The organism is Bilifractor sp. LCP19S3_H10, from assembly GCF_052119185.1.
Classification (GTDB): domain Bacteria; phylum Bacillota; class Clostridia; order Lachnospirales; family Lachnospiraceae; genus Bilifractor.
This window is the reverse complement of sequence record NZ_JBQKFT010000035.1, coordinates 1-15,424: the sequence shown is the minus strand read 5'-3', so window position 1 is coordinate 15,424 and position 15,424 is coordinate 1. Positions and strand designations below refer to the sequence as shown.

Genomic DNA, 15,424 nt, shown 5'->3' with positions numbered 1-15,424 from the left:
CTGGTTATTTCCGTCGTTCTCTCCATACAGCTGTATATTTGCTCCATTGGCACTGGATGCACCGCATACATCAAGCACTGCATTTGTGTCTAATGCCGACCGGATAAGGTACGTACCAAGAGGAACAGGATCTTTCGGAATGAATACCCATTGCTGGTTATGACCACCGGTTACCGAAAAAATCTGGACATTTGTACCGGACGCACCGTTTTTTTTGTAAACGTCCATTGCAAAATTATTGTTTGCAAAGCATTTGATTATGTATGTGGAATATGTGGTGCCACCTACAGAAATAGAACCGCCATCTGGCACGATGTTCCATTTCTGAGCTCTGCTATCATTGTTAGAAAACTGTTGAACGTTTGTTTCGTTCTGAATATTGCCGCCGTTAACATCTATTGACTTCCCGGACATTGTAAATATCATTCGTCTGGAGCCATCGCTATTTGTTATAACGGTTATAAACTGTGCATCGCTGTTATTTTTCGTGAAGATGCGAACATTTTCATAATCGGCGTCAGATGCCCTACGACACTCAAGTGCGCAGTTTGTATTTAGCGCTGTCAATACGACATACGTTCCATCTGCCAGTTCATCCACTGTACATAGCCCCCTTTCGAATAATATCTTTTACAAAATCATCAATCTTCCCATCGATATAACTGTCGGTGTTGTACTTGATTCCGTCAATGTATATGTTATAAACCGTTCCTCCATCATGTTCAGAAAGGCTGTCGCTGATATATGACTTTAACGTGCTGATCGGAAGAACGGCTTCCGGTCCGGCCTCGCCTCCACCAAGAAGGCTTCCCCCTTGTACTCCGAAAATCGTTGGACTTGTAAGAATTCCGCCTTTAGCGTACCAACTAACCGACAGATGCGGAACGGATGGAGGCTTAAGCGAAAAATTCCCGCTTATACTAAAATGTGGGAGGCTAATGTGCGGAAGGCTCCAATGAAAATTGAAAATTCCCTTCAGCCATCCGACAACTCCAGACATGAAACTTTTAATTCCATTAAACGTTGATGTAAATGCACTTCTTATTGAGTTCAGCGGACCGAAAACCGCATTCCTCATTGCTCCCATCCCTCCGGATACAACCGATTTGATTCCGTTGATCGCACCAGAGATAAAAGACTTTATTCCGTTCCATACCGTTGTAAATACCATCCGGATTGCATTTAGAATATTTGTGATAACTCCTTTTATTGAGTTAAGTGCATTTTGAATCACTGATTTAATTGCATTCAAAACAGACATAATGGCAGACTTGATCGCATTCCAGACTGTTGATATTACCGTTTCAATTGCGTTCATAGCGATTGAAATTGCCGCCTTAATAGTATTCCATGCGGTTACGATAAAATTAACAATCGATGTGATCACGGTGACGATTCCCATAATGATGGATTTAACAACTTCTATTGTCGTAGTAACTACTGTTACAATCCCATCTGCAATCGTCTGCAACACCGGGAATTGAGCCGTCAGGGCATTCCAGATATTAGAAAGCAATGCACCAATAACCTGAAGAACTTTAAGGCCCAATGCGCCAAGAAGTTCAAGTATTGCAAGGCCAAGCTGCCCAAGCACAGGTAGCAACACATTTTTCAAGTAAGGTCCTAGTGTTCCCGTAATCCACGGCCCAATCGTTGACGCAATGGAATTTAACCCGTTGGTAATTGATGTATTCACATCTCCGGAACTTGTGCTCATCAATCCACTTACAAGGCTCTTAATTCCATTTGCCGCCATACTCAATAGTTTTGGGAAAATTCTTGTAAAAAATGCACCGATGACATTAAATATTGACGTTCCAAGTTTCTGCAATGCCGGGAGAAACTGACTTGTCATGAACGGGACAAACGTTCCGTTTATCCAGGATCCAACTTTGCTCTGAATATCAGAAAATGTCTGATCAATTTCCGCACCGGTGATCCCGTTTATTTTGTCAGCAATTCCGCTTAAAAAACCTGCCGTCTGGTTCATTAGACCTGGTAACTTCTTGATTCCGGTAACAATTGCTGATGCTGCCGTCTCTCCCACTGTTTTCAGGATGTTCCCGATCATCGGGATTAAGTTCCGGAAAAATGTTATTACAGATTTTTCAAATGCTACAAGCTGTGGCTTTATATCATCTCCCAGAGCCAGATGCCCTATCAGGTCTTTTGCGGATGCTTTCATAGCCTCAAAGGATCCTGATACAGTTGTTTTTGCTTCGTCTGCAGCTACTCCGGTAATTCCAAGCTCTCCCTGGATTACATGGATAGCCTCATAGACATCGCCAAGATTGCTAATATCATACTTTACGCCGGTGAGCTTCTGGGCATCAGACAGAAGCCGTTCCATTTCGGATTTTGTGCCGCCATACATTTACATTCGCACAAGGACGCTAACCCTGTGCCGTTCTCTTACGAACTGCTATATGTCGCCATATAGATTAGACTATCTCTTGAATCGGTTTCCCGAAGCCCTCGCACTTCCGCCCGCTTGGACGTACTCTACTCCATTAAAAAAGCACCCTTTCGGATGCTCTTTTTGTTTCGATAGTCGTTACACCTTTATGAATTGCAGTATTCAAAAAGATAACCCCTCATCTTGCCGCGTCTGCCTATTGTTCCGCTCTTGAGCATAAGTGTAATGTTGCCCTGCGAGCATCCAAACGCATCAGCGCAATCTCCTATCTTTTCATAATAATTGATTCTATCGACAGTGCTCCATGACTCATGACCACCACCGCGCTTTTTTCTGATTTCTGTGTAGTGTGTGACCTTTATTCGTTCGCTCCTAACACCGATCGTATTAAAGCGAGAGTTGTTTTCAGAATAAGTCGCCCACCTTAAATTAGTTAGCGCATTATTTTGCCGATTACCGTCTTTGTGGTCAATACAGGGTTTATTTTCTGGATTCGGTATGAACGCCTCTGCAAGCAATCTGTGAACTGTGACCTTTTTTGACTTATTGTCCCTATAAAGGTCAACCGTCAGATAATTATTATCCTTGTTCACATATGGTTTCTTTATTTGCCCTGTAATGTCGTTCCGCACATCTCCGTTTCTATTGATAGAATAATTATCGTTTCTACTGATTTTTCGCCATTCCATGTATAACGCCCCCTTATTAACTTGAGATTATCATACATCAAATCGGCGATTTTTCAACTCATACTTGGCACGGTATTGACTTACGCCGCAAACGTAAGCGTTTCACCGTTTTCACGAGGTTTATACTCGGCTAAACTAGCATGTCCACCGAGTTTAAGGTTATCCAGCATAGTGTAATTCTGCTTTGCGAAGCCCTGGTATGCGTACTGTAGTGATCCTACATCCGTACCCATTTTTGCAGCATTATCTGCCATGTCCATAATAGCCATGTTTGCCGATTCTGCCGCTTTTTGCGTATCTCCTCCGAATGCCTGCCGGAGTGCTGCTCCAAAGCTTATCGCCTGTTCTGCATAGTCGTTTGCAGATATTCCGTAAGACGCCGCTGCATCCGCATATCCCCGGACGGAATTAGCGGATTCTTTATAAATCGTATCCAATCCGCCGAGATATGACTGCTGAAGTTTCGCTCCTTCTGAAATTGCATCTTTGAAGGTCTTTGCAACCGCTGCAGTAATTCCGATTTTTGCGATTGCGCCCTTTATTGCAGATCCCAGACTTTTTCCTGCTTTACTCCCCGCTTCTGCACTGGGGCCTTGCATCTGCTTAGAAAGATTACTGCCGATTCCTTTCATGGACGGCAGTACCTGAACATATGCGGTTGCTATTGTTCCTGCTTGTCCCGCCATCATTAAACTCCTTTAATAATTTGCTCGCGCTGCCGTTTGAATTCTTCCGGAGAATCAAAGGATTCGCATTTCTGATTCTTCTGAGCTTCTTGCTTGATCTGATCAGTTACGAGCCTTGGTTTTGGGTTGTGCTTGCTTCCTGCTATCGCCCTCTGCTGATACATAACTATCTGTAATTCGTCGGAAATCGTCGCCAAAAGAAGCGAATCCGGATTAATTGTCTGCCCAGTCACTGACATAACACAACGGCTCCCAGCACGTAAGCCATGAGCTAAAATTCCGGCATATCGTGCTGGAAGCCGTTTGTAATCATAGATATGGTAGTATTCCGCAAAGTCACAGATTAAAGCATTTTCATCCTTTTTGATATAGGCCGCAAGCGTCAGGAGTTTTTTGCATTGCACAGATTGAAAATTTCCTGTAATTCTTTGGTTGCTTCCTCAATCGGTACTCTTCCATGCTCCTTTTTTATATGATCATAAAATTTCTTTTTCTGATCTTTTCCAAGAAGCTTCTCGAGGATCTTTGGGAACAAGAGAAAATTATCATCCGCTTCCGCCAGAAGATCAACCAGTTCCATGTCATCCAGTACAGATTCTACAATGCTGAATTCAAACCCCGACTTGGTTGTTCCCGTAAAACGCTTCTCTGCCATAATCCATTTATCTCCTTTATGTGGTTGCTTTCTTCATGTACTCATAATGGGTGTTGCCATCTGCGTCAGGGGCGCAGGTAATTGTCACCTCGTATCCTACTGCATCGCCGTCGGTATAGCTGATATCTCCAAGGTCTGTAATGGAACCGCTCGGAATAACAATTCTCTTCGCCACATTTCCCCTCAGAATCATGTCAATAACCCAGACACCTTCCTCTGGATCATCGGAATTTACTTTGACGGTAATTCCGGTTGAGAGTGTCCCTGTCACATTGCTTTCATTATAAACGCGCTTCAGAACGTCAACATTTTCTGCTTCAATCAGGGTAAACTGATAAGTGTCGGAACGTCCATTGTTGGTATTCATCACCGTGTCGCCGCCCCACGCTTTTACCTTGTCAGTATCAGGTGCCGAGCTGTTAGATAATCCATCATCAGAACAATAGCCAAGTGAAATAAACGCCTCATCAAGTTTCGTTACTGCATCTGTCGGAAGGGCAGTTCCGGCAGGTGCCCAATGAACCGCACCGCCTATTTTGGGTTTTCCGGTTGTTACATTACTTGCTGTATTAGCCACTTTTTAATCCTCCATGAATCTAATAATAAATGTCGAATGGTATCTGTATTCATGCGTTACCGTGTCTGTCCAATTTCCCGTGGCATTAGGTATGCATGACGAAACATTGTCAACGCTTACAAAATCTCTCATGATGTTCCTGACTTTCTCATCAAGTTCCATCGCTTTGTAAAGCGTCGGTGCCTTTGAAATGATATCTACTGTTGCGCTCGATATATAATTGGTTTCGGTCCCGCCCGTCCGTTCGATCAGGACGTAATACTCCGGTTTTGTTTCCGGACGTTCCAGGCATACAGTAACATCATCTAGTCTGGCTTTAAGAAAATTATAAAGTTTAACCTCAATCATCACCGGAAATGCACCGCCTTCAGTAATGTGTGATTTTCCATATCGTCATGTGTCATTTTCTGGACAACGCCCACACGCACACGTGTATGAAGTACTGTTTCGTCTACTCTGCAATGCGGCGCACTTCCTGCAATAGATTCTGCATATGGACGTATGGCATTTGTCATTTCTTCCGAACGTAGTAGTTCGCCAATAGCGGCTTTATTAAGCACTATCTTCAACTTACTCATAATGTGCCACCTTTATTTTTTTATTCCAGCGGAGCGGGACATTTTCCTCTATGTACTGTATAGGCTCCCCTACGGTCTGCCAATCGGCATTGAAGAACGAAACCCTTTTGTGCCGCCACTCATGCACATCTCCCTTCGGGAGGGAAAGCCAATAAACCGTACTTACACCATAGAGATTCGTGTCCTGGATTGCTTCTTCCGATGACACGGGAGCTATAAGAACATCATGGATTTCCACTGCTGTCTCTTCATAGGCGGGAGATCCCAACGGGTCAGTCCCAATCTGTTTCTTTTCATACAGGATAATGTTTTGTCCTTTAATCATCACCATCACCATACATCTCTGTAAATCCGGCAGACTGTTGCAGAAGCCCGATATCTTTCAGCTCAGCATGTGACATGTACAACTTCGCGCCCGGATTTGCATACGTACCGGACCATGTATAACTTCCTGCGGTTTGCGATTCCTGGGAAAAGAGGCTGCTCTCGTTTGAAGCATCAAGCACACGCACAACCATATTGATACATACCATTTTCACGACATATGCGAGAGATGGCTTTTCAGCTATCATTTTTTCAATGTCTTTTCCGCATTCAACTGCTTTTGCTTTAATATAGCCTGTTGCATCTTCAAGAAGTATTGTTATCCTGCTTTGTTCTTCTTCCGTATATATTTTCCCGGTATACGTTGCTACATTATCAACAGATGCAAAGCTATCCATCTCACGTCCTCTTTTCTTGTTTCTTCACAGGCTTTCTGGCCGGAGTTTTTTGCTCCGGCTTGACTTTTTCCCAGTTATCCCCGCTGAGATAACTGGAAATAGTAATTATTTTGCCTGTTTTCGTGTTTCTGAACTGCATAGTTACTCACCAGCTGCAACGATGCGCACGAAGCTCTCGGGGTCGAGGATTCCCCATCCCACGTAAGCCTCGGCGCGCAGGCAGACCTGGTTCTGCCGTTTCAGATCTCCGAGGCCGTCCGGATCTCCGTACTGAATCACTTCAAGAGGAACATTTGCCGCGTAACCCCAGCGAAATGCACCGGCAAAATCGCCAATGATTGCTTTGTCCTTTGACTCCTTGAAACTGATTGTGTTGTTGATATCGGAACCGTAACCTGCGAAAGATTCCGGATTGCCGCCAAACCGGAACTCCGGATACTGCACGACACCGTTTACCTTAATCTTTGCCATAGCGGCACCAAAATCCGGAGACATAGCAATGCCTGTAATATTTCCATCATTCGCCAGGATCGTCGCAACGGCACTATCAATGTTTTCATCAGCAGTAGCAGCATCATAGGTAATCTTCTGAGTAATAAGTGTATCAAATGATTTGCCGGATACAGAATCCGCTGCCGTTCCGTCAATCGGATTCTGGCCATGAATAGCCGCGATATCGATCGCACGCGCCATCTTCACGGAAAATCCGTCCGTGAACGCCTGGAGGTAAGGAATTGCATCTTCTTCAGATGCATGGATAAATTCATCGGAAACTCGATGCTGATATACAAATTTAATCGGTGTAATTGTCACCGGTTTAAACGCGGCCTCGCCCGCGGGCTTTTTTGCGCCTTCGGCGACGATGGCAGCCTCGCCATCCATCGAAAATGTCATGATTTCATTACCATTGAATGCGATAGGGGCCTGTCCGGAAAGCTTTGCAAGGGAAGAGTGTCCCTTTACTTTTGCGAATAGTCCGCTAACCATTTTTGGTGTCAGAATTGCATTTGTAGAAGTAGCCATAATTTTATTCTCCTCTCAATGTGTGTAATAGAGACTTTATTTCTGTGTCTTTGCCTGCTCCTGGATCCGTATTGGCTAACGGAGCCGGCATAGCTTTTGCAGAGCCCATAAGCGTTTTCAGCGAATCGGCAGAGGCTTTTATACTCTCCTCATCATCGCCCTGCAGAAACTGTATAGCGTCATATGACAGACCTGTCTCGTGTGCAACCCTCGCTTTTACCGAAGCGGTCTCGTAATTTTTAATCTTGGCGTCACGATCAGCAATTTGCTTATCATAATCTGCATATTTCTTCGCAGCGCTGTCTGCTGCTGCCGCCATCTCTGCAATCTTCTGTTCGTAACCGGCTCTTGCCTTGCTCGCTTCGTCCGGAGACATCCAGCCTTCATATTTCTTGGCAGTTGACTCTTTTTCGCGTTTCAGTCGTTCACCGATTATACTGTCTAACTGTTCCTGTGTCGTAATTGGATTAAATTCTCCCATTCTGTTTTCCTCCCACATTTACCCGTGTGTACCGGTTAATAATTTACAACCTGTTTTACTCTTTTTGATGTTTCGCATAACCAATAAGCAAGTGCATTTGCTTCAATCAGTGTTACATCTCTTCCTTCAACCAGCGTTTTGTACCCGAATCCTCCGTTGGTGCCTATAGCCCTGTGTTCACAGTTGATGACCAATTCATCCAGCGATGGCTGCTGCATGTGCTGCAAATTTCCGGAAAAAATAGCCTGCTCAAAATCATTGTTGGCCTGAATCACCTCTGAAACTTTAGGAGCTGTGATTTTTCGAAATCCCACAACACTGCATTGTTCTATCAGTGTCTTGGAACCATTTCCATCAACAACCGCTTTCTGAATATCTGCATTTTTAAGGAAATGTAAAATCCATTCATTTCCGGCTTTCACCGGCCTGCAGTCAATCATTTCTGTGAATATTGTGTGAGCCCTTGTCTTGAGAGAAATGCAAAGCGCTACATTTGCATTGTCGTGGCCGTATTTGACTGCTGCATACAATTTTCCGTAAACATCCGGCAATGCATCAACAATGCCCGAATTCCATTCAACCGGTGAAATACATGCATTCTGATTATACGACAGCCATAATCCCAAACGCTGAACGTTGAAGTCTACCTCATCTGTGGTAATTTCTGCTCTAACCACACGTTCCTGCAATCGAATTCCGAGTGATGGGTTCGTTTCATACCAGGCATCTACATCCTGTGGATCGTGCATCGAATCAACAGACCATTCTGACCATCCGGAATCCGCCATTTCTCCGGAAAGAATCTTTTTCCGCATCTGTGGAAAAGTATTCCCTCGCGATACCAATGTCGGAGGTGTTCCAAAATACAACGTCTGTGGGTTCTCGGAAGCAGAAACAACATACTTAAGAGATGATTCCTGTTCTGTCGTGTATTCCTGTGCTTCATCGATGATCAGACAATCATACCCGGATCCGAGACCTGCTCCTGCAGAGTTTCGCGTTCGGAAATCAATTTTGAAATGCTTCAGCTGCTTTTCTTCCTTCGTTGCGTCCGGATCATTCCATTCAATACCCTCGCGTCCAAAAGATGAGTATGTCTTGAATTTGAAGCCGAGGGATGAAGCAAAGTCACAAACCCTCTCCCAGATTGCCCTTGCAGTGTCAGATCGATGTGCCGTGTATAAAATATGTTCACTATGTTTCACGCCGTACAGACATCTGATCACACCCAGCTCTGACTTTCCGTTTCTCCGGCTTACCTCATAACCATATTTCATGTGAACCCAGTGATCTTCATCATTTACGGCTAGAATGTCATAGGTTAGTAGTTCCTGCCAGGGCATCGCTTTTACATCTGATTTTGCACTATTGTATAGTTCTATTGCCTCTTTGCCTTTGGTTTTGCTATAGGGTAGTACATAGGATTTAGTGGGCGTCTGTCGGCCTTGCCGTTCTCCCACTCAATCCCACCTCCTTACCGGTGCTCTGATCTCTCTCATGCTGATTTTCTCCATCAAAAAAGGCGGTCATTTCTGATCGCCGTTGTTACCATTACCATTTATTATTTTTACTTACAGCACCATCTTGATCAGCTCTCCAATCAATCCGGTATTATCTTTTAAAACATCCCTCACTTTTGACATCGTACTGTTTTCACTCAGATAGTTGATTCCATAAGAAGTGATTTTCATATCTCCATATTCATTTGCTAAAATATATGTATTGCCCCACGGTTTGGCAAATACCAGGCCTGTTATAAGGTCTTCTTCCGTCATCATATGTAAAATGTCCGTCAAATACTCATCCGCTATTCTCTGTTTATCAATTATCTGCTTAAATACTCTTTCGTCAAACAAAGTTGTTCTTTTCAGGCAGGCATACAAATACGTCAGGATTTTGAATACCACAACATTATAATCATCTTTTGCCATACTGCATCTCCCAATAAAAAAGCGCCATCTGCAAAATGGCGCTTCAAGCTTCATATGCTATTTTTCTTCTATATGTTCCATTAGCAAAATCACTCCGATATTTGCTAAACAGACTTTCGATTTGCCTTGTTAAAACCTTATACTTTTTAGGCTGATTTATAATATTTATTGTTCCATTAACAAAATCATATTCAAGCGTACCAGTAATGTCATCTATTGTTTGTCCAAACGCATATTTTACTGAAATATCCGAATGATCAATATAATCACAATAAACCATCTGGCTCACCCTTCTCACCAAGATCGCTAATCAGTCTTGATGCCCAATCGTATTTTTTTGTAGCCGTCGCATGCGCTTCTGCTATAGTTAAATTGTACTCTTTTTCAAGCTTACTTTCAAGCAACTCATGATTCAGTAGTACGATATCACGTTCTTCGGGTTTTCCATTTGCCAATCGTTTCCATGCAACGGCCATATCATAATCAGGTACTAATAGTCCGTACTCACCATCATATTTTTTGTGTTTATCATAAAAAATATGGCGTTTTATCTGTATGATATCTTCTCTTGAAAACCCGCTGCTATCTGCTATACGTGCGATATCGTTATTCCGACTGATTTTTCTATATTCCCTTGCAGCACTAACATCCCGCGGATTACTCGGATCCATAGGGTGATATTGTTTTCCGCCAGATAATACTGTAGATCGTTGATTTGAATAGGCCTTTATCCTTTGCTCTTTTTCAAAATCTCGTTCTTTTCCCCACTTTTTACTCCACACATCCTGCGACCGTTTAGATCCTACCGGTGTATAAGTGACAGTACAATAGCAGTTTTGATGTCGCCTGTATACATCGTCTGGGACATCTGGATATTCGTACGTTCCGGCAAGTGCCTGGCACCACTTGCAAGGCTTGAATCCGTGCATGATACGCTTGATTTTCGGGACCATTCCGGCTTTAAACTGATATTCTGCGTTTGCCTTTACCGAATCATCGACAACAGACATCGAGTAATTCACCATGTTTGTTTCAAGCTCATTCATGGCAGCATCCAGATTGCGCTGTGAAAACTCGTCTACACGGGAAATAATGCCTTCAGTACGATTCACATTGTACTCCGGCGCAACCGCCTTCATATTGATTCCAGCGGTCTTGTTAAGGTTTTCCTGTGTTGCTTTGGAAAGATCTGTGATCGTATCATAATCATGCTTTAGTGTCTGCCTGAGGATCTCATCTATTTCATCGGTACCCGCCGATATATTGACGTCATAGGCGTCTCTCATCTTCTGTGTATAGATCCTTGACAGCTCTGATCCAATTCGCCTGGAAGCTTCCGACGCGTCCTCGTATGATCCTGATCCGGATTGAATTCTGGCAAGCAGAGAACTGATCTTTTTGTCAGTTTGGCATTTCTTTGATAATTCGTCCTTTATCTCCTGCAGGGTGTCCGCATATTTTGACGCAGCCTTTTGTACAGTTCCCGATATTGCTTTTGCCATCTATCAAACCTCAGTCTGGGTATTCTGCGTGGAGCCGTCCATACCTGTCAGCTTTTTCAGATTGTCCGGGGTGATGTAGCCTGGAACAGCCTGATTCAGTTTCACCGCGGCGTCGCCAATACCGGAAATCTGCGACGCAGACATATCAAACGCCGGTTCCCATGCCGGGATTGTTTCGGCGATTGCATGGCGCTGGTATGGATAGTTATCCGCAACGATTCTGGCCAGGTATCCGGCATTCAGAAAGCCGGAACCGAACGTCTTCTGAGCCTTCCGCGCTGTTTTACTGAGCGATTCATGCGCAGATCGTACTACATCCGGAGATGTCGGGGCACTGGAAGCAAAACCAAGATCATCAACTGTCATGCCCATCTCACCGGCAAACGCCTGTGCATAGGTCTTGATCTGATCCATGTACGGCTGCATGCTGTTCTGCGGGAACTGTCCAACCTGCGGGTATTGCCCGTCGTCATCTTTACGCAGATCCAGAAACGACGATACTGACGCTTTTGATTTATCAAATTCCGTGTCTTGCGCCAGGCCGAGGACATACCGCTGTGGGAAGCTGTAATACTCTGCTGTGATATCGGATCGTGATATTGCCGCACGTGCTTTGTTCATCAGATTCATGCAGGACCGCGATATCCGGGAATGCCCGAATACCCGTTTAGCATCCGGCCTGTAAATGATAGGAACCAGAAGCGGGTATGGCGACACATTTTTGAATACCTGGCTTTTTGCCTTCCTCTGTGGAGTAGATCTCCAGTAAACTTCAGTGCTTCCCGGAACAAAATAGGCATCTACTAAAGCCTTATCAGTATCGGGATCGCGTTCCAGAACCGCATAACCTTCCTGCAGCATGTTGGTGATCGGATCAATAATCCCCGTAGCGTTCGCCCCGTCGATCACCTGCATGCGCGGCTGTCCATCTTCCCCAGCTGAGATATAAATGAAATCACAGGATCCGATCAAAGCGCCAAGTATTGCGGAATCAAAAAGAATATCCGGGTTATTCTGATTATACAGATCCATGATATTCAGGACGTCATTGTCGAACCCTGTGAAGTTCAGCCGGTCCGCAAGAAAGTCCACGCCATGTGCACACCACCCAAGAACGGAATTGTATTCCTGCGCCTTGCTGGCAGATATGAGGCTTCCCAAGTCCTGATACCTTTCTTTCTGCTCGTAATAACGGTATCTCAGCAGGACTCGTGTTCTTTTTGTCTCTAATTTTCTCTGTAAATATTCTTTTCCCTTCATTTGATCCGCTTACCTCAAAATAGTCTAAAAATTCGAGAGAGTGTGTGCAGTTGACGGCGGAGTCCCGGGAGGCCACAGGGCGGTATATCCTACCCCGCCATGTCTTCGACTATGCCCTGCTCTTATTTGCTCTATAAGATATCCAATCTGCGTGCTGTGGCAAATTTCTGTTCGTTATTACTTCTTCTTTGTGCTTCACCCTTCGAACGATGTCATCAGACTTTGCCCGATTGCAGCACAGATGCGCTAGCTGTAGGTTGTCGATGGATGACGGATCACCACCCTTGTCGATCGGGATGATATGATCACATGTTGCTGACATTGGATCGGGGAACTTCAGCGAGAAGTCTACTGGCTTTCCGCAAATGCCACAGATCTTTTGTGTGGAAAATATAATCTTTCTGTTGTGTTCATATAAGTGTCTCTGCGGTCCCTGATGGTCGGCCCTCCGGGGCTTCTTCTGCTGCATGACATCCCCTCCGGTATTCTATTTTATGAGCAGTACCCCGGGGGTATTTTTTACTATCCCACCCGGGTAGCTTTTGTTCACCGGTATTCTTTTCCGCTGCTTTTATCCTTCAGGCAGATCCTTCCGACGATCTCGAAGCCGGCAAGTCCTGCAATATCCCGGAGCAGGTAGATTACTTTCATCACCGGTTCCGGCGTCCTGTCTGCGTGCTTCACCGCTTCGTCAGCTGTCGGATCTTTGTACCGTTCTCCATTCATACCGCTGCCCTCAATCATCATCGCCGGCTTGAGCCATTGCGATCGCAAACACTGTACCGCCTATACCTATCAGCAGTCCGATAATAAAACCCACCATGCAACTCCCCTCGCTTTCACGGTACGAAAAAGGACAGCCGGTTAAGCTGTCCTCTCTCTGTTACTCTTTGTGTTGTTCGATGAACTCTCTCATCATCTTTGTGAGCTGTCCGGCCTGGCTCACCCCCAACCGCTCGCAAGTTTCTTTGAATTCGTCAACATCCTTCTTGCGCAGCTTATAGGTTCGCGATATCCAACCGGCTTTTTCTTCGTACTTTCTTGTAGCAACCGACTGCTTACTTGGCATCCTGTACCACCTCCTGAATATTTAGTACAGTTGATACCAATAGTAGAATAGCTGATATGGCATCAAGTTTATCTACCTCGCTTGTAACCATCTTTGCGATTATGCTTGTCAATAAAGCAATCTGCGTAACAATTAACACTTTTTTCATAGCTTTATTTTTGCAGATGGGCTATAGTTATATCAGGCGGTGTTGCCACCGCCCTTGCGCTTACCTTAAAAGGTTTTTGATTCCATCAATTATCGAAACTATCAGGCTGATGATTGATAGAATCATGAGGATCTTTTTTCGTAGGCGCTTTTTCTTTTTTCGTTTTTTCTTTCCCATCTGCTTGTTACCTCCTTTCTGATATTATAATATCATATCGTACACGATATGTCAAGCAATATCAGAAAGAAGTTTGGCTTTTATTAAGCGGGGCGCCGAATCAATGAAAAGAATCGAAGGTGTTCATGATGTTCTATAGGAGGAACAATTGTTTTGGCTGTGTGTGACGCCCCGCGGCATCCGATCAGAAACATTCTCTCGCGCTCCTGACCGATTGCCATGCTATTAATATAACATGTTGACATGTCCCCTGATTACGGCAGTTTATGTGAAAGCATGTAGTAAAATCTTCTTCGGCGAAGATAATAATAGTCTTTCCCGCACGGAATCGGTTTTTCCATCCCGGCCAGATATTTGTATGTCACGCCTTCCGTCGTTACCGCCAGCATCAGCCACGGGTACAGCTCCGGAGCCGCTGCCTTCACAGTATCCTCTATGGTCCGGATCTTGTCGTGCAGCTCACTGAGCCGGATTGCCGCGTTCTCCACTCCGTCCGGGTTGGGGCTTGTCTGCACCTTTTCTTTGCTGTTGTCTATGCCCTTCGACCTATTGGCCGCATCTTCACACTCCCGCACCCAGTCGTTGTATTGCAATGCGTAATGATAGACCGTATAGAATTCATGCGTTGTCAGTGTATATTGTCCGTTCCATCCGGCTCTTACTTTTGGCATCTTTCTCCCCCAATTCCTTGCCTCCTTTCTCCCTGCCCACGCCCAGGGATAAGGTTTTATCAACATGTTGCAGGCACACAATTACATCTACTTTTTATTTTTGCTCCAGAATTTTTATTGGTTTCCATGCGTGGGACGTTTGCCTATAATACCATTCTCGGAGCCCTTCGCGGTTTCGGCCGTTTCTTTGCCTGGAAGAATCCCAGCTCATTGCAATCTCTCGGATCGCACCGCCGGCAATGGCCAGTGTCATCGAAGTAGCTGCAGTTGGACACCTTCGAACCGCTCATGGCAACATGCGTGCATTTCCTGCATGTCTCTTTGATTTTGTACACTTCATGCTCGCTGAGGTATCTCCACTTCAACCGCCACTTCCCTGTGCTGTCCATCTCATATCTGTCTTCGAGGTGCTGTGCGCCCGTTCTGTACGTTTTTCCGGTTTTAACAAATGTTTTACCGTTAACCGTGTTAATCGCCTTTGACGGCTTTCGTGTGGCCTTACCCCGGTTGATTCCTTGCGCGACTGCTTCCTCTGCCGTCATTCCGCTCCGGATGCGGTTGCTGAGTGTCGATTGGGATATTCCCGTGCGGACCGAAATTTCTTTCTGTGTCAGCATCAGGCCGTGATACTTAAACTTTTTCGGTTCCGTCATCGTCCGCTGCTCCCGAATCCTTTATCTCCTCGCTCCGTAGCTTCCAGGCTGTCAACCTGTGTCATGGTAAAACTGCCGCAAGGCATGAATACGATCTGTACAATCTTGTCTCCCGCTTCGAACACATAGTCCTCGTTGCCGAGATTGTAGAGCTTCACAACAATGCTTCCGGTGTAGTGGCTGTCC

General features: G+C 44.9%; 23 protein-coding genes and 1 pseudogene. All 24 read right to left on the bottom strand.

From position 1 onward, the window contains the following. Positions 1–600: RICIN domain-containing protein (locus tag ACTQZS_RS14875; RefSeq protein ID WP_441476515.1), on the bottom strand; the 600-nt coding region annotated here is incomplete at its 3' end. Next, positions 593–2,350, bottom strand: coding sequence for a hypothetical protein (locus ACTQZS_RS14870; protein ID WP_441476514.1), 1,758 nt, complete (start codon positions 2,348–2,350; stop codon positions 593–595). The genes ACTQZS_RS14870 and ACTQZS_RS14875, both read right to left, overlap by 8 nt. A gap of 212 nt (positions 2,351–2,562) precedes the next feature. Then, a complete protein-coding gene (locus ACTQZS_RS14865; protein ID WP_441476513.1) occupies positions 2,563–3,105 on the bottom strand; it encodes an HNH endonuclease in 543 nt (180 codons plus the stop codon). 80 nt (positions 3,106–3,185) lie between these two features. Beyond that, complete coding sequence (locus tag ACTQZS_RS14860; protein ID WP_441476512.1) at positions 3,186–3,737, bottom strand: hypothetical protein; 552 nt, start codon at positions 3,735–3,737, stop codon at positions 3,186–3,188. A 56-nt stretch (positions 3,738–3,793) separates the two neighbouring features. Beyond that, on the bottom strand, positions 3,794–4,195 hold the full coding sequence (locus ACTQZS_RS14855; protein WP_441476511.1) for a hypothetical protein: 402 nt from the start codon (positions 4,193–4,195) through the stop codon (positions 3,794–3,796). Continuing rightward, entirely contained in the window at positions 4,174–4,446 is a 273-nt protein-coding gene (locus ACTQZS_RS14850) for a hypothetical protein (RefSeq protein WP_441476510.1), read from the bottom strand. The genes ACTQZS_RS14855 and ACTQZS_RS14850 overlap by 22 nt, the downstream gene beginning before the upstream one ends. A 16-nt stretch (positions 4,447–4,462) precedes the next feature. Further along, the gene (locus tag ACTQZS_RS14845; RefSeq protein WP_441476509.1) at positions 4,463–5,023 is read right to left on the bottom strand and encodes a phage tail tube protein; all 561 of its coding nucleotides are present in this window, start codon (positions 5,021–5,023) and stop codon (positions 4,463–4,465) included. 3 nt (positions 5,024–5,026) lie between these two features. Beyond that, positions 5,027–5,374 (bottom strand): hypothetical protein, encoded by a 348-nt coding sequence (locus ACTQZS_RS14840; RefSeq protein ID WP_441476508.1) that lies wholly within the window; start codon positions 5,372–5,374, stop codon positions 5,027–5,029. Continuing rightward, entirely contained in the window at positions 5,371–5,601 is a 231-nt protein-coding gene (locus ACTQZS_RS14835; protein ID WP_441476507.1) for a hypothetical protein, read from the bottom strand. The genes ACTQZS_RS14840 and ACTQZS_RS14835 overlap by 4 nt, the downstream gene beginning before the upstream one ends. Beyond that, positions 5,594–5,932, bottom strand: coding sequence for a hypothetical protein (locus tag ACTQZS_RS14830; protein WP_441476506.1), 339 nt, complete (start codon positions 5,930–5,932; stop codon positions 5,594–5,596). Before ACTQZS_RS14830 ends, ACTQZS_RS14835 begins: the two co-directional genes overlap by 8 nt. Then, positions 5,919–6,323 (bottom strand): Gp19/Gp15/Gp42 family protein, encoded by a 405-nt coding sequence (locus ACTQZS_RS14825; RefSeq protein WP_441476505.1) that lies wholly within the window; start codon positions 6,321–6,323, stop codon positions 5,919–5,921. Before ACTQZS_RS14825 ends, ACTQZS_RS14830 begins: the two co-directional genes overlap by 14 nt. Positions 6,324–6,464: 141 nt before the next feature. Then, positions 6,465–7,346 carry a phage major capsid protein gene (locus ACTQZS_RS14820; protein WP_441476504.1) on the bottom strand — a complete coding sequence of 294 codons (882 nt, stop codon included), beginning with the start codon at positions 7,344–7,346 and terminating at the stop codon, positions 6,465–6,467. A 4-nt stretch (positions 7,347–7,350) separates the two neighbouring features. Continuing rightward, positions 7,351–7,827 (bottom strand): capsid assembly scaffolding protein Gp46 family protein, encoded by a 477-nt coding sequence (locus tag ACTQZS_RS14815; protein ID WP_441476503.1) that lies wholly within the window; start codon positions 7,825–7,827, stop codon positions 7,351–7,353. A gap of 35 nt (positions 7,828–7,862) precedes the next feature. After that, positions 7,863–9,287 (bottom strand): terminase, encoded by a 1,425-nt coding sequence (locus ACTQZS_RS14810; protein ID WP_441476502.1) that lies wholly within the window; start codon positions 9,285–9,287, stop codon positions 7,863–7,865. Positions 9,288–9,398: 111 nt separating this feature from the next. Next, positions 9,399–9,758: a YjcQ family protein gene (locus ACTQZS_RS14805; RefSeq protein ID WP_441476501.1), complete on the bottom strand. Its 360-nt coding sequence runs from the start codon at positions 9,756–9,758 to the stop codon at positions 9,399–9,401. 43 nt (positions 9,759–9,801) lie between these two features. After that, entirely contained in the window at positions 9,802–10,038 is a 237-nt protein-coding gene (locus tag ACTQZS_RS14800) for a hypothetical protein (RefSeq protein WP_441476500.1), read from the bottom strand. Beyond that, positions 10,025–11,260 carry a hypothetical protein gene (locus tag ACTQZS_RS14795; protein WP_441476499.1) on the bottom strand — a complete coding sequence of 412 codons (1,236 nt, stop codon included), beginning with the start codon at positions 11,258–11,260 and terminating at the stop codon, positions 10,025–10,027. The genes ACTQZS_RS14800 and ACTQZS_RS14795 overlap by 14 nt, the downstream gene beginning before the upstream one ends. A gap of 3 nt (positions 11,261–11,263) precedes the next feature. Continuing rightward, positions 11,264–12,520 (bottom strand): hypothetical protein, encoded by a 1,257-nt coding sequence (locus ACTQZS_RS14790; protein WP_441476498.1) that lies wholly within the window; start codon positions 12,518–12,520, stop codon positions 11,264–11,266. A gap of 109 nt (positions 12,521–12,629) precedes the next feature. Next, on the bottom strand, positions 12,630–12,989 hold the full coding sequence (locus ACTQZS_RS14785) for an HNH endonuclease (RefSeq protein ID WP_441476497.1): 360 nt from the start codon (positions 12,987–12,989) through the stop codon (positions 12,630–12,632). Positions 12,990–13,066: 77 nt separating this feature from the next. Continuing rightward, positions 13,067–13,294 (bottom strand): hypothetical protein, encoded by a 228-nt coding sequence (locus ACTQZS_RS14780; RefSeq protein ID WP_441476496.1) that lies wholly within the window; start codon positions 13,292–13,294, stop codon positions 13,067–13,069. Positions 13,295–13,403: 109 nt separating this feature from the next. Beyond that, positions 13,404–13,589 carry a chemotaxis protein gene (locus tag ACTQZS_RS14775; protein WP_441476495.1) on the bottom strand — a complete coding sequence of 62 codons (186 nt, stop codon included), beginning with the start codon at positions 13,587–13,589 and terminating at the stop codon, positions 13,404–13,406. A 579-nt stretch (positions 13,590–14,168) separates the two neighbouring features. Continuing rightward, complete coding sequence (locus ACTQZS_RS14770) at positions 14,169–14,585, bottom strand: hypothetical protein (protein WP_441476494.1); 417 nt, start codon at positions 14,583–14,585, stop codon at positions 14,169–14,171. Between the two features lie 143 nt (positions 14,586–14,728). Further along, positions 14,729–15,238: a hypothetical protein gene (locus ACTQZS_RS14765; protein WP_441476493.1), complete on the bottom strand. Its 510-nt coding sequence runs from the start codon at positions 15,236–15,238 to the stop codon at positions 14,729–14,731. Then, positions 15,235–15,424 (bottom strand): annotated as a pseudogene (locus ACTQZS_RS14760) (dUTP diphosphatase); the annotation flags it as partial. The gene ACTQZS_RS14765 and the pseudogene ACTQZS_RS14760, both read right to left, overlap by 4 nt.

Excerpts from the sequence above, each read along its gene's own strand:
- ACTQZS_RS14770 (WP_441476494.1), bottom strand. The coding sequence starts at position 14,585 with ATGCCAAAAGTAAGAGCCGGATGGAACGGACAATATACACTGACAACG.
- ACTQZS_RS14865 (WP_441476513.1), bottom strand. The coding sequence starts at position 3,105 with ATGGAATGGCGAAAAATCAGTAGAAACGATAATTATTCTATCAATAGA.
- ACTQZS_RS14765 (WP_441476493.1), bottom strand. The coding sequence starts at position 15,238 with ATGACGGAACCGAAAAAGTTTAAGTATCACGGCCTGATGCTGACACAG.
- ACTQZS_RS14870 (WP_441476514.1), bottom strand. The coding sequence starts at position 2,350 with ATGGAACGGCTTCTGTCTGATGCCCAGAAGCTCACCGGCGTAAAGTAT.
- ACTQZS_RS14835 (WP_441476507.1), bottom strand. The coding sequence starts at position 5,601 with ATGAGTAAGTTGAAGATAGTGCTTAATAAAGCCGCTATTGGCGAACTA.
- ACTQZS_RS14820 (WP_441476504.1), bottom strand. The coding sequence starts at position 7,346 with ATGGCTACTTCTACAAATGCAATTCTGACACCAAAAATGGTTAGCGGA.
- ACTQZS_RS14815 (WP_441476503.1), bottom strand. The coding sequence starts at position 7,827 with ATGGGAGAATTTAATCCAATTACGACACAGGAACAGTTAGACAGTATA.
- ACTQZS_RS14805 (WP_441476501.1), bottom strand. The coding sequence starts at position 9,758 with ATGGCAAAAGATGATTATAATGTTGTGGTATTCAAAATCCTGACGTAT.
- ACTQZS_RS14795 (WP_441476499.1), bottom strand. The coding sequence starts at position 11,260 with ATGGCAAAAGCAATATCGGGAACTGTACAAAAGGCTGCGTCAAAATAT.
- ACTQZS_RS14785 (WP_441476497.1), bottom strand. The coding sequence starts at position 12,989 with ATGCAGCAGAAGAAGCCCCGGAGGGCCGACCATCAGGGACCGCAGAGA.
- ACTQZS_RS14775 (WP_441476495.1), bottom strand. The coding sequence starts at position 13,589 with ATGCCAAGTAAGCAGTCGGTTGCTACAAGAAAGTACGAAGAAAAAGCC.
- ACTQZS_RS14800 (WP_441476500.1), bottom strand. The coding sequence starts at position 10,038 with ATGGTTTATTGTGATTATATTGATCATTCGGATATTTCAGTAAAATAT.
- ACTQZS_RS14830 (WP_441476506.1), bottom strand. The coding sequence starts at position 5,932 with ATGGTGATGATTAAAGGACAAAACATTATCCTGTATGAAAAGAAACAG.
- ACTQZS_RS14825 (WP_441476505.1), bottom strand. The coding sequence starts at position 6,323 with ATGGATAGCTTTGCATCTGTTGATAATGTAGCAACGTATACCGGGAAA.
- ACTQZS_RS14850 (WP_441476510.1), bottom strand. The coding sequence starts at position 4,446 with ATGGCAGAGAAGCGTTTTACGGGAACAACCAAGTCGGGGTTTGAATTC.
- ACTQZS_RS14790 (WP_441476498.1), bottom strand. The coding sequence starts at position 12,520 with ATGAAGGGAAAAGAATATTTACAGAGAAAATTAGAGACAAAAAGAACA.
- ACTQZS_RS14860 (WP_441476512.1), bottom strand. The coding sequence starts at position 3,737 with ATGAAAGGAATCGGCAGTAATCTTTCTAAGCAGATGCAAGGCCCCAGT.